The sequence below is a fragment of the Olleya sp. UBA1516 genome, assembly GCF_002323495.1.
Taxonomy (GTDB): domain Bacteria; phylum Bacteroidota; class Bacteroidia; order Flavobacteriales; family Flavobacteriaceae; genus Olleya.
Genome location: NZ_DCQO01000011.1, coordinates 112,696 through 128,268, shown reverse-complemented (window position 1 = coordinate 128,268; position 15,573 = coordinate 112,696). Strand labels below are relative to the sequence as shown.

Below are 15,573 nucleotides of genomic sequence, written 5' to 3'. Positions count from 1 at the left end.
CAACAAATAAACTAACGGTATTCCGTGAAATTATAAATTAGTCATGCTAAAACTTGTTAATTAAACAAAAAAACAAGGTAATTGGACTACTAATTTTAGCATTAAATTCAATTGAAAAAAAGACAATAAAAAGTAAAGAAACCTCTTACTTTTTACCTATAAATTAGAATAATTTTATGATTTTACAGCAGCTAATTATAATATTTAGTTAACAAAAAGTGCATTTTATCGAAGATTTTTGCAAAAAATTACACTTTATCGATAAAAAAAGCATTTTGTAAATTACACATTTTCAACTAATTAGATTAAAAAGATGTATTTTGTCGTGTTTTTATGCATTTAAAAGAAGATTTTCGTAATATTTTTCCTAGTTTAGCGGTCTAATTATAAAATCCTTTATACCTCAAACCAACAACAATGAATAAAATTACATTACTTATTCTTATTACACTTACTTGTACGTTTTCTTTTTCACAAGAAAAACATTCTAGAATTAAAATCACAAATCCAGACGCTGCTACAAAACGTATTATTGCAACTGGAGGTATTGATTTAAATTGTGGAGCATCTCATGATCATGATAATTTAACTTTAGAGTTAGCAGATACTGAACTTGAAATATTATCTGAAAACAATATACAGTTTGAAGTCGTGATAGATGACTTAACAAAATTTTATGCGGATAGAATTAAAAATGACATTAATACTACAACCAGTAAACAAACTTATAACAACGATGCATCACAAGGTCAACTAAGAGCTTCTGTATCTAATATTATTAAAGACAATATTATACAATATACAGGGTGTGACGAATTTAATTGGGTAGAACCAACTAATTTTCATTTTGGATCAATGGGAAATTGCTTAACAATAAGCGAAGTATTAACCGAACTGGATAATATGAATTCCTATGATGCTACAAATAACTTAAATATAGTATCTGCTAGACAAGATGCATCATCTAATAATAAAAAAACTTGGGGTAATCCACAAAATACAATTACCAACAACGGATTAACTTATTCTGGACAAGGTACATCTAGATGGAACCCACAAACCATTAACTATATACGTATTACAGGTAACGAAAGCGCTACTGCTGAAGGTACAAAACCACAAATATTATTTACTTCTATGATACACTCTAGAGAAGTAAGTGCTTTAATGAATAACATATATTTTATGTGGTATTTAATTGAAAACTATAATACAAACGACGCGATTAAAGAGTTAGTTGATAATAACGAGTTATATTTTGTACCAGTAGTTAATCCTGACGGTTTACGTTGGAATCAACATTTAAGTCCAGGAGGAGGTGGAATGCAGCGTAAAAACTTAAGACCAAATACTGGAAGCACATCTAATTCGACTGCATTAAGAGGTGTAGATTTAAACCGAAACTTTGACTACTATTGGGACTATAACGATGTTGGATCTTCTGGATCTCCTACAAGTAATTTATATAGAGGTCCATCTGCTGCTTCTGAACCAGAGACACAAATTATGGTAGATTTTATTACTAACCGTAATTTTAAAACAGGTGTTTGGAATCACTCTTATGCTAATTCTGTTCCGCATCCATATGGTGGTGTACCAACTTTAAGTTCTGGTAGAGAAAATGAATTTTATAAATGGCATGAAGAAATGACTAGGTATAATAGATACCTTTATGGAGCAACTATTTTTTACGAATCTAATGGTTTACCAGATGATTGGATGATGGGTGGAGCTAACGATAATAATGGAAAAAATGGTTCTGGTCAAGCTATTTTAGCAACAACGCCTGAACATGGTGCAAACAGTTCTGGATTTTGGCCTAATAATGCAAACGTAAGATTAAATGCTGTAAACTCCATGCGTATTTCCTTAGCGACTGCTTATTATGGAGGTAAATATGCTAAGCTACACGATTTAACACAAAGTACAATTAACAATGCTATTGGTGATGATATTGTATTAGGTATTGAACGTATTGGACAAACAGCAAGTAATTTTACTGTAACTGTAACACCAATATCTTCTAATATTTCTAGTATAGCTTCTCCAGTAACAGAAGTAGGCATGTCTGTACTAGAACAAAGAAATGTTAGTTTTTCTTTAAATTTAAATACTGGAATTTCGCCAAACGAAAAAATTGTCTACAACGTTGCGTTATCAAACGATAATGGAGTTATTTATGAAGCTGAATACACAAAATACTATCAACCTACGATATTGTTTCAAAACAGTCCTGATACAGACGGATTAAATGGATGGACACAATCTGGAAGTTGGTCTATTACATCAAACTCTTATGATGGTAGTAGTGCAATAAGCACAGGGTCTTATCAGGCAAATGCTTCAAAATCTTTGACAACAACTAATAGCTTTGATTTTACAAATTCTAATGAAGTAATAATTCAGTTTTATTCAAAATGGGATATAGAAAGAAATTATGACTTTGCAGAAGTTTTAGCTTCACCAGATGGTGGATCAAATTGGATTTCGCTTTGCGGAAATTACACAAAACCAAACGCAACTAGTAACACAACTAGTCATGACAATAAAAGTAGTACTTATGCTAATTATCAAGCTAATAGTTCTGGACAGATATATGATGGTGACCGAATGGATAATTGGGTTATGGAAGAGTTTTCAATTGACAGTGATTATGCCTCAATTTTAAATTCTGACAATGTAAAAATCAGATTTAACTTCATGACTGACGCATTAAATGTTAATGAAAACTACTCCACAACTAATGATGGTTTTTTTATTGATGACTTTAAAATTATAGGCATCACTTATGCATGTGAACCTATTGTACCTAACAACGTAACTGTAACAAATATTACAACAGCTACTGCAGAAGTAAATTGGGATGAAGGCGTGTTAGCAACTTATGATTTACGTTACAGAGAAACAGGTTCTGGATCTGCTGGATGGACAACCATTACAGATATTACTACAAATACGTATACTATTTATGGCTTAGATGAGGCTACAGATTATGATGTTAGAGTAAGAACAAAGTGTACTTCTAGTAATTCTAGTTACAGTGCAATAACTAATTTTACAACAACTACCTCAGCGCCTTGTACAGGAACAGCAATTGCGACCTTCCCCTATTTTGAAAGTTTTGAGAATACATTAGGTGTTTGGACAGATCAAACCTCACCTACTGACGACTTTGATTGGACAATGAAACAGCAAGAAGGCGATGGTAATTCTACACCATCAACAGGCACTGGACCTTCTGTAGCATCAGATGGTACTTACTTTATTTATATTGAAGCATCAGACCCTAACTTTCCTAGCAAAACAGCTAGTTTATTAAGTCCATGTATTGATTTTTCTGACAGAGAAAATGCATCTTTCAATTTTGATTACCACATGTTTGGAGACTTTATTGGCGTATTAACAGTAGATGTAAGTACAGATAATGGTGCAAACTATGTTACTTTAAGTGATTATACACTTTCTGGAAGTCAACAAGCTAGCCATACAGAGGCTTGGAAAACTCAAACTGTTGATTTATCATCTTTTGATGGTCAGGTTATTAAATTAAGGTTAAGTGCTACAACTAGCTCTAACGCAGTTGATGGATGGTCTGGAGACATTGCAATTGATAAATTAGGTATTACCTCTGATTTAGCGACTTCTGCTCCACCTGTGGCTAATTGTCAAAATATAAATGTACAATTGGACGCTACCGGAAACGCATCAATAACAGCATCTCAAATAGATAATGGATCAACAGACGATGTTGCCATTACAAACTATAGTATTGATATAGACACGTTTGATTGTTCTAATGTTGGTACGCCTATTACAGTAACATTAACTGTGGAAGATGCAGATGGTCAAACTGATACCTGTACAGCTACTATAACTGTATTAGATCAAATTAAGCCTGTATTTGCCAATGTACCAGAAAATATTGCATTGACTTGTGGCGCTAATAATCCAACTTGGACAGATCCAACAGTTACGGATAATTGTGATACTTCATTAACAGCTAACAGAACAGATACTACTGGATTAAATAGTGGAGATACTTTTCCTAACGGAATAACAACAATTAGTTACAACGTAACTGATAGTTCTGGTAATACTGAAACAGCTTCTTTTACCGTAAATATTATTGAAGATTTAACTAATCCTGTTGCCATAACACAAAATATAAATGTGCAATTAGATCAAGACGGAAATGCAACCATTACTCCTGCTGATGTTAATAATGGATCAACAGATAATTGTGCAATTGCATCTTACAGTCTATCACAAACCAGTTTTGATTGCTCTAATATTGGGGAAAACACAGTCACACTTACCGTTACAGACACAAATGCTAATATAGATACAGCAACTGCAACCGTTACTATATTACAACAAGATGCTCCAACAACTGCTTGTTATGAAACAGCAACTTACAACTCTAGTACTTGTACTTGGGTTGTTACAGGAACACCTCCAGAACCTGTAATTACCAATGTTGCTATTTGCTCAAACGAAACCTACACATGGTCAGTAAACAGTGTAACATATAATGGTGCAGATGGAGATACATCTGTTACAGTAACTGGTTCTGGATGTGATGCAGATCAAACTTTAAACATCACTGTAACAACTGCTACTAACACATATTATGCAGATAATGATGCAGATGGTTTTGGAGACGCTAGTAATTCAATATTAACATGTACGCAGCCTATTGGTTATGTAACGGATAACACAGATTGTGATGATACTAATGACACTGTATATCCTGGAGCAACCGAAATCCCACAAAACGGAATTGATGAGGACTGTAATGGATCTGACGAAACCGAAACTTTAGGAGTTACTGAATTTGAAAATGAGAACATTGTTATTAGTCCAAACCCTTTTAATGCTTTTATAGACATTAAACTACCAATACGCCTAAATAACGACACCATATCCGTTTCAATATTTGATTTAAATGGTAGAGTGATATACAATAAGGTAACGCAACCTATTAATGGAAAGATTAGACTAAATCAGTTAGAAAGCTTAGAACAAGCACCTTACTTTTTACGTATTTCAGATTCTAAAAACACATTTGTTCAAACTCAAAAACTAATTAAATTTTAACCAACAACAACCTACAAGCAAGCAATAAATAGCCTGAAAACGGTCTAAAGTAAGAAACGATCCATTCGTCGACAGTTAATTGCTTTCTAACTAAAGTTAACCTATTTAGTGCTTGCTTAAATTTAATTTTACATCATATTAACAAAAAAAGATTCCCCTCAAATCGACCTTTTAAACTATGAAAAACATTACCCTCAACAAAACCCTACTAATTCTTTTAGCATTATTAAGTAATGCTAATAACTATTCTGCAATTGGTCAAACCGAAACGACTTTAGGATTTTATGATTTTGAATCTGGAACTCAAGGTTGGACACAGTCCTCTCAAGCCTATAGAGCAACTAATACCTTTTATGCTTACGAAGGAAATACCAGTTTTTGGTTAAGAGATAATTTAGGTGACAACTCTTCAATGACTTCTCCATCTTTTTATGTTGGAGCTTACGACAAAATTGACTTTAAATTTTTCTTTACTACCTATAGTATGGAAAATGGCGAAGACTTTTTTATAGAATACAGCTCAGGAAGTTTCTTTGGAGGTGGCAGTTGGCAAACCGTTGCACGATTTGTTAGTGGTAGTGTTGCTAATAAAAATGGTGACTTTCAATCAGGTAACTCAACTATATTTTATAGTAAAACAGCAACCTTAATGGCTACTGATTTTAACTTTCCTTTATTTGGAACAGGTAGATTTAGAATAAGATGTGATGCAAGTGACACTAATGATTATTTAATGATAGATAACATTACAATTACTGGTACAACATTTAACACACCAACTACTGGACCTGGAGGTGTTGTAAGTAATTTAGACTTATGGTTAAAAGCAGATCAATTAGATGGTTCTAATTATGGTTTAGATGGTGCAAACGTTAGTAAATGGGTAGATAACGGAAAAGGGAACAATGCAGAAGTTGTAGTTGCAGGACAAGAACCAGTGTATAGAGACAATAGCGCTAAAAATTTAAATTTTAACCCTGTTATCGAGTTTGAAAATAACAATAATTCGTCTCAATCTGATATGACCTATATAAATAATAGAGACGAATTAAAAGGAACTGGAGGTTTTAGTACAAATGATGTTTTTGTAGTCTTAATGCCAGATCCAGAAATTACCACAAACATGAATCCTTTAGATACCTTTACTGGATCTGATCCATTAACAGATAGTTTTACTGAGGATGTTACAGGTTTTGGATATGGATCTTATACTGCAAGGGTTGTTAATGAGCGTCTTTCTTATTGTATTGGTACGACTAGTGAAACGCCATCAAACCCAACTGAAAATGGTTATGGATTATCCGATACAAATTCAGGGACAGATTACAATCAAATTCAAATAGTTAACGTTAGACAGAATGCAGCTAATAGTAACATGGAATTATATTTTAATGCCAAACAAGTTGGTAATCAAACTAATGACATATCTAGATATGCAACAATTAATAATGGTAGATATTGGTTAGGAAGAAGTCAATATTGGAACGGAAGTTTTGATGGTAGAATTGCTGAGGTTATTACTTACAATTCAAGAAAATCTGATAACAACCTTACACAAGAACGTAATAGAATACAGTCCTATTTAGGTATAAAATATGGAATTACATTAGGTGTTAACGGAATCTCTCAGGATTATGTTGATAGTCAAGGAAATGTAATTTGGGATCAATCTGCAAATAATGGATACAACTATGATATTGCTGGTATTGGACGTGACGATAGTGCTGAGTTAGACCAAAGACAATCAAGAAGTGTAAACTCGGAATTAGATGCTACAGGAGAAACTAGAGGATTAATTACTATGGGCTTAACGGACATTTACGACACAAATAGTTTAAATAAAGCGTCAAATCCTGTATCATTAAATAATCGTGAATACTTAACATGGGGAAACAATAATGCAGATCTAGATGCAGCTCCAGAAGTTATAAGTGTAGACATGAGTAGTGGTATACCAGGTTTATCAACATTAGTAAGCTTTTTAGGTATGCAACGTACTTGGAAAGTAGTAGAAAATGGTGGAGATATTGGTAAGGTAAAAGTTTCCATTCCGCAAAACGCGATTAGAAACATTTCTCCTCCAGGTAGTTACTACATGTTTATATCAGACACTCCTGTTTTTGACCCAACTGCAGATTATAGATTAATGACCATGAATGGTACAAACTTAGAGACTACATACGATTTTGATGGCACTAAATACATAACATTTGGATATGCATCACAAGTAGAAGTTATTAGATCTGTATATTTTAATGGTGCCAGTAACTATATTGACATGGAAGATAATTTGGATTTAAACCCATCTGCTTTTACAGTTTCTGCTTGGATAAAAAGAGATGCTGGAGATTCCGGAACTAAATCAATATTATCTAAACGTAATAGTGCTTTTAATGCAGGATATGATTTTCAGATTTTAAATAACAATCGTATAAGAATAGAATGGCAAAATGGTAGTAGACAGCGACTAACAAGTGCAACAAGAATTCCTGATAACGAATGGCATCATGTTGCAGCAATATATAATGGATCTAATGTAAAAATTTATATAGATGGTGTATTAGATAGATCTGCAAACAGGTCTGCTCCTATTGATACTGACGAGTCTTTTTTAATTGCTGCTGCTTCAAAAACATCTACGGATCAATTTTTTAGAGGAAATATTGATGAAATTAGAGTTTGGAGTACTAATCTAAGCGAAGGACAATTGCGCTATTTAATGAACCAAGAAATTGAAGAAAACGGTTCGTTTACAAGCGGAAAAATAGTACCTAATACAATAACAAATAATGAGGTAGCTTCATTACCATGGAGTAATTTAAAAGGATATTATCCAATGTCAATTTATACCTATACTAATACTAACGACGCTTCAGGGAATAATATACAAGGGGCTTTAAAAAACTTAAATACTGTTGATTTCCAAACAGCACCTTTACCATATACTACTACTACATCTGGTGATTGGGCAAATAATAACACATGGACTAATGGAAATACGTATTACATTCCTGGATCTACATCAATAGTAGATGCTGATGTTACTGTAGATTGGAATATTGTTGAAATAAGTCATGACGTAACTTTAAACAACAGCAACCTACCAGCTAATAACAATGATAACAGAACGGTATTAAGTTTAAATGTTATTAATAACACATTATCTGTAAATGGTGATAACGATTTAAATACAGGTAACGGAATAACAGTTTCTCACTATTTAAAATTAGACGGAAAAATAGATTTACAAGGTGAGTCGCAATTAATTCAATCTTTAAATAGTGATTTAGATCCATCAAGTACAGGATCGATAGAACGTGACCAACAAGGGACTAAAGATTTATTTACTTACAACTTCTGGTCTTCTCCAGTTGGTGTAACAAATAATAGTACTAATAACAATGCATATACTTTACCTCAGGTATTTAAAGATGGTACTGACCCTAATAATCCGGTTGATATAAACTTTATAACAAATAGTTATAATGGTACCGCAGGATCGCCAATCGGTATTGCAGATTATTGGATATGGAAATATTCTAACCAATCTGGAGCTTATGCAGACTGGCAACATGTTAGAAGCACAGGATCACTTTTAACAGGAGAAGGGTTTACTTTAAAAGGAGTTACAAATACTGGTAATGATTTGTCACAAGAACAAAACTATGTTTTTAACGGAAAACCAAACAATGGAGATATTAACCTACCTATTACTGCAGGAAACGAATATTTAGTTGGTAATCCATATGCATCAGCACTAGATGCGCATCAATTTATAATGGACAATGCGCCAACAATAGAAGGTGCTGGTAGTACAACCGGAACATTATACTTCTGGGAACATTGGGGAGGAGGATCTCACAATTTGGCAGATTACCAAGGTGGTTACGCTACTTATAATTTATCAGGATCTACTCCTGCTGCAAGCTATGGTACCAATGATCCATTAGTCGCTACAGGTGGTACACCTGTTAAATTACCAGGTCGCTATATTCCAGTGTCTCAAGGATTTTTTGTCAAAAGTGAAAACTCGGGTAACATTAGATTTAATAATGGACAACGTATTTTTGAAAAAGAAGGAGCTTCTTCAGTATTTGTAAGGTCTACTTCTGATGTTGCAACAACATCTAATAGTTACAATGCAGATGACAGATTAAAAATTAGATTAGGCTTTAATTCTGTTAACACTGTACACAGACAATTATTAGTCACAGAAGATACTAATGCTTCTACTGGATATGATTGGGGTTATGATGGTGAAGCCAAAACAGAGCAAATGGACGATATGTATTGGATGATTAGCGATAATAAATATACAATACAAGGTACTAATGTTATTGATTACGCAACTATTTTACCTCTAGGAATTCATGTTGATACTGATGGAATAAACACCATAACAATTGATGCTTTAGAAAATGTTCCAGATGACTTAGAAATTTATATCTATGACAACGTTACAAATACTTACCATGATCTTAGACAAAACGACGTCGCTTTAGACTTAGCAACAGGAGTGTATTTGGATAGATTTGATTTAAGGTTTAGTCAAGTATCTAACTCATTGTCTACAGAAGATTTTGAAATAGAAACTACAATCAATTATTACTATGCAAATGGGTCTAATACTATAGTAGTAAATAACCCTAAATTAGAAAATGTAAAAACAGTAAGTCTTTATAATATATTAGGACAAGAAATTGTTTCTTTTAATGATTTTGAATCTACAGATTTAATCGAATTAAAAACGAACAAAATAAGTACTGGTACTTACGTTTTAGAAGTAATTACAGAAAATGGTAAACTATCTAAAAAAGTTTTAATCGAATAATATAGCCCAAATCTACTTTATTCTTATTAACTAAAAAACCAAGACATCATGTCTTGGTTTTTTTTATTTCACCTTAATCTAAAAACATAATATTTTATACCCTTTTTTATGCTTTTAAACCCATAAATGATTCAACAAAATCTTCAAAAGTGTATTTCATCGAAAATATTTGTATTTTACCTAATAAAGCGATAGTTTTACCTCGAATTTTGAATTAGTCCCCAAACTAAACACATTCCTGCTTATGACAACCTTTACTTTTAAAGCTTTATTAGCTAACTTATTCAGTAAGAAACATATATTACTGATAAGTCTATTTACTTTATGTAATACGTTTGCTCAGACATCTATAGTACAAGTCTCTGTAAATTGGCCAAGTTGGTCCTCTGAAAACAGAGTTGAAATTTATAATCCTGGAGGCACTTTATTAGCTACTATTGATAATGGATATAACGGTAGTGCTAATAACTCATACAGTACTACATTAGATTTAGGCTGTATAGCAGATGGTATTAATTATTACGCAGTACTTTATGATACTTATAATGATGGTTGGAATGGAACGACATCTAATATAACCATTACATCTAGTGGTACCACTGTATTAACAAACTCAGGTAATGGAGCAACACCAGGAGGTGTTACTCAATTTTTCAATGTATCTGGAGGTTGTGCAACTAGTTGCTCTTCTATAGTAAGTAGTTTTCCTTATAACGAAGGGTTTGAATCTGGTTTAGGAAGTTGGACACAGGATACTAGTGAAAATTTAAATTGGACAAGAAACTCAACAGGAACACCATCTAGTAATACTGGACCTTCAAATGCTAATGGTGGAAATTGGTATTTATATACTGAAGCATCTAGCAATAACAACAGAACAGCAAACTTATTAAGTCCATGCTTTGATTTAACAGGAGCGACTTCTGCTCAATTTTCATTTTACCATCATATGTATGGTGCTAACATGGGAACCCTAAATGTAGATTTAAGTACAAATGGTGGTACAACATACCCAGTTAATCTTTGGTCACAAAGTAATCAAGTACAAACCAATAATGGATCTCCATGGGTTTTAGTTACAATAAACTTGACCGCTTATGTTGGGCAATCTATTAATATAAGATTTTCTGGAAACACAGGAAATGATTACAGAAGTGATATGGCTATTGATGATATTTCATTAACTGCGGTTACTACGCCTCTACCTGAAATTAATATTACAGGAAATGGTACAACAATTAATAGTGGAGATAATACACCTAGTACAACAGATGACACAGATTTTGGGTCTATTGATGTTGCTTCTGGTAGTAATACAAATATGTTTATTATTAACAACGATGGTACACTACCTTTATCATTAACAGGTGGATTACCTTATGTTAGTATAACTGGAGCAAATGCTTCGGATTTTACCTTAGCTAGTATTCCAACTACTCCAATTGCCTCAGGAAGTAATACAACTTTTAGCATCACCTTTGATCCTTCTTCAAATGGATTAAGATCTGCAATAATTACTATTGCTAATGACGATTCCAATGAAAATCCTTATACTTTTTACGTTCAGGGTTATGGAAATACGCCTTTAGCACAAGGTCCTGGAGGTGTAACATCTAATCTTGAAACGTGGTTAAAAGCAAATGATGGAGCAGGACTTAGCGACAACCAACCATTAACAACTTGGTATGATCAAGCTAATACTAATCATGCCACAGTAAACATGGCTGGACAAGAACCTACGTACAGAGATCATCCTAGTTATAATGTTAACTTTAATGCTGTTGTAGATTTTGATAGTTCTTACAGCTTAGCTCCTACAGATAATGACTACTCTTTTGACAATACTAATGGAGACTTTTTAAAGAGTGATTCTGGTTTTTACACTCAGGATATGTTTGCTGTTGTTTTACCTGATAACAACATTAACACCTCTTTTGGAAACATGGACATTTTCTGTGGTGACGAAGATTTAGCAACAGATACAGAAGACGTTACAGGTTTTGGATATGGTCGTTATTCGGCTAGATTTACTAATGAGGTTTTTGCCTATTGCGTTGGACCAACAACTAATTCGGCTCCATATACAGGTTATGGTGTCGCAGATAATAATACGACTACAAATTATAATAATGTTGGTATTTTAAATGCTAGAAACAATACTGCTGCAACTAGACAAGAGTTGTTTTATAATGCTAATAATGTAGCAACAGTGCACAATGACGTTGCCGATTTTTCTAATGTTAATGATTCGCGTTATTGGATTGGAAGAAGCGAAGGTTATGAGGCTGCTACTAACGCTAGAATTGTAGAAATCATCTCTTTTTCTTCAAGAAAAAATGATGCTAACTTATTAGACGAACGTAATAAAATCCAATCCTATTTAGCTATCAAATATGGCGTTACCTTAGGTATTAATGGTACGTCTCAGGATTATGTAGATTCCAATGGAAACGTAATTTGGGATGTGTCTGCAAATTCTGGTTTTAATTATGATATTGCAGGAATTGGACGTGATGATGATTCGGATTTAATCCAAAAACAATCTAAAAGCGTTAACAACCCTAGCATTGTTGCTATATCATTAACTAACACAGCTTTAACAAACAACTTAAACTCTAGCTCATTTAGTACTGATAAAGAGTTTTTAGTTTGGGGTAATGATGGTCAAAACACCAATACTTCTGGTGCTTCTGTTACAGTAAGCTTAGGACCTGCTACTATTACAACTATTACAGATGTAATGAACAGAAAATGGAAAATTGTAGAAACTGCTGGAGATGATATTGGAACGGTCGAGGTATCTGTATTTGATACTGATTTAACCGGATTACCACCTTTAACAGGAAATGACGCTTATGTTATGCTTGTATCAGATGATGCTGGTTTTACAACTAACTTACAAACGGTATTTTTAGACCCAAGTAGTTTTAACGGTCAAGGCACTAGAGAAGGTACTTATGATTTTGATGGTACTAAATATTTTACTTTTGGTGTGGCACACGAAGAGGTTAAATCTAGACATTTAGGATTTGATGGTGTGGATAATTTTACTTTAGTAGGTAATAAAGTAGATTTAGCTGGTGACTTTACTGCTTCGGCTTGGGTAAAACCTGAAGGTTCTAACAACTTAGCTAGCGACAAAACAATAGTTGCAAAAAATGATGGTGTAGATGGTTACAAATTTTTCTTAACAGATAATAATACTGTAAGTTTTTCAATAGGAAACAATCCAACAGACCGAATAAATTCTATTACAACTTTACCAAACGATATTTGGCATCATGTAGCTGTAATTTACGATAACAACATTGCTAGTCTTTATATTGATGGAGTTTTAGATAATTCAAAAACCATTGTCAATCCAACACCTAATGGTGCCGAGTTTGCTATTGGTGCAATTTATATTGACAAATTAAATATTTTAGACTTTTTTAAAGGAGATATTGACGAAATCAGAATTTGGGACCAAGCATTAACATTGACTCAATTACGATATGTCATGAATCAAGAATTGCAAAAAGCAGGCACTGTTGTAAATGGTGTTGTAGTCCCAAATGCAATTACTAAAAATGATATTGAAGTTGTTGACTGGTCTAATCTAGAGGCTTATTACAACATGAATTCTTATATTGGAACGCATCTTAACGATGTCTCTGGTAATGGTAACAGAGGTAGTCTAACAGACCCTAATCAATTTACTTTAGAGTACCAATCCTCTCCTTTACCTTATAACACTTCAAGTGATGGTAGTTGGGATAATAACAGTACTTGGGTTAATGGAGCCGAGTTATATATGCCTGGAACAGCTAGTATTGTTGATCCTAGTGTAACTATAGATTGGAATATTGTTAAAACCAACCATAATTTAACATTAGATAACAACACGCTTCCTTCTGGAAATAATCAAAACAGAACAGTTTTAGGTTTGTTTGTAGAAAGTAATAAACTAACTGCCAATGGTGACACCAGTTTAAATCAAGGTAACGGTTTGACTATTACACACTATTTAAAATTAGATGGTAAGATAGATTTAGAAGGCGAATCACAATTAATCCAAACATTAAATAGTGATCTAGATGTTACAAGTTCAGGAACATTAGAGCGTGACCAACAAGGTACTCAGGATTTATACACCTATAACTATTGGTCGTCGCCTGTTGGAACTAGCAATGCAACTACAAATAATAACAGCTACACATTACCAACAATTTATAAAGATGGTACCAATCCTGCTGCTCCAACTAATATCAACTTTATTACTAATAGTTATAATGGTACTTCTGGAACACCAATTGGTATTGCAGATTATTGGATATGGAAATACGCTAACCAATCTGGTGCTTATGCTGATTGGCAACATGTAAGAAGTACAGGATCTTTACAAATTGGTGAAGGCTTTACAATGAAAGGTGTTACAAACACAAGCGGAAATGTAGCTTTAGAACAAAATTATGTGTTACAAGGAAAACCAAATAATGGTGATATAACTTTGCCTATAACTGCTTCAAACGAATATTTAATTGGTAATCCATATGCATCTGCAATAGATGCTCATCAATTTATTATGGATAATGCACCAACAATATTAGGAGCAGGAGGAACGACTGGTACATTATATTTTTGGGAACATTGGGGAGGAGGCTCTCATAATCTAGCAGATTATCAAGGTGGATATGCAACCTATAATTTATCAGGTGCAACTCCTGCTGCAAGTTATGGTACTAATGATCCTATGGTAGCAACAGGTGGTACACCTTCTAAACTTCCAGGTCGCTATATTCCGGTTGCACAAGGATTTTTTGTAAAAAGTGAAAATACAGGTACACTAAGATTTACTAATAACCAACGTGTTTTTGAAAAAGAAGGATCATCATCTGTGTTTGTTAGAATGTCTTCTGAAAACTCTGTAGCAGATAATTACAACTCTGACTCTAGATTAAAAATTAGATTAGGATTAAATTCTGTTAACGGAATACACAGACAATTGCTAGTAACTCAAGACAGTCATGCGACTCCAGGATATGATTGGGCGTATGATGGTGAGAAAAAAGACGCTCAAATGGATGATATGTATTGGACTATTGACAACAATAACTATATCATACAAGGGACAAATGTTATTGACCAAAACACGGTTTTACCAATAGATCTAATTACAGATGCAGCTGGTGATAATACACTTACCTTAGACGCTTTAGAAAACGTACCAAATAGCCTTGACATTTACTTACACGATGTTTTAAATGCTACTTATCATGATTTAAGACAAGGTGATTTTATAATTAATTTACCTGCAGGAGAACATAGTAACAGATTTGAATTGGTATTTAACAACCAACAAGAAAGTTTAAGTGTAGAGGATACTGAATTAGAGAACGACATTAACGTCTACTACTCTAACAGCTTACAACACATTGTTATTAATAACCCTAAGTTAAACACCATTACGTCTGTTAATTTGTACAATATTTTAGGACAGCACATCACTAACTTTAAGGATATAAATACACAAGATTATATAGAATTAAATTCTGGCGAGTTAAGTACTGGAAATTATATCATCAAATTAAAAACGAGCGAAGGTGAAATTTCAAAGAAAGTTTTAGTCGAATAAGTATTGCCCCAAATCATTTTATAATTCACTA

3 protein-coding genes are annotated in these 15,573 nt (G+C 33.3%); all 3 read left to right on the top strand.

The annotated features are described in order from the left end of the window. The first annotated feature begins 417 nt into the window (after window positions 1–417). The 3 genes from B2989_RS07430 to B2989_RS07420 all read left to right on the top strand — a co-directional run bounded on the left by B2989_RS07430 (window position 418) and on the right by B2989_RS07420 (window position 15,542). On the top strand, window positions 418–5,097 hold the full coding sequence (locus B2989_RS07430; protein WP_292946677.1) for a M14 family zinc carboxypeptidase: 4,680 nt from the start codon (window positions 418–420) through the stop codon (window positions 5,095–5,097). 178 nt (window positions 5,098–5,275) lie between these two features. Further along, entirely contained in the window at window positions 5,276–9,928 is a 4,653-nt protein-coding gene (locus B2989_RS07425) for a LamG-like jellyroll fold domain-containing protein (RefSeq protein WP_292946673.1), read from the top strand. A 244-nt stretch (window positions 9,929–10,172) separates the two neighbouring features. Continuing rightward, window positions 10,173–15,542, top strand: a complete 5,370-nt coding sequence (locus B2989_RS07420) for a LamG-like jellyroll fold domain-containing protein (RefSeq protein WP_292946670.1) — start codon at window positions 10,173–10,175, stop codon at window positions 15,540–15,542. Window positions 15,543–15,573 lie beyond the last annotated feature (31 nt).

Bases quoted from the DNA above. Each gene is read 5' to 3' on its own strand.
- B2989_RS07420 (WP_292946670.1), top strand. From the start codon at position 10,173: ATGACAACCTTTACTTTTAAAGCTTTATTAGCTAACTTATTCAGTAAG.
- B2989_RS07425 (WP_292946673.1), top strand. From the start codon at position 5,276: ATGAAAAACATTACCCTCAACAAAACCCTACTAATTCTTTTAGCATTA.
- B2989_RS07430 (WP_292946677.1), top strand. From the start codon at position 418: ATGAATAAAATTACATTACTTATTCTTATTACACTTACTTGTACGTTT.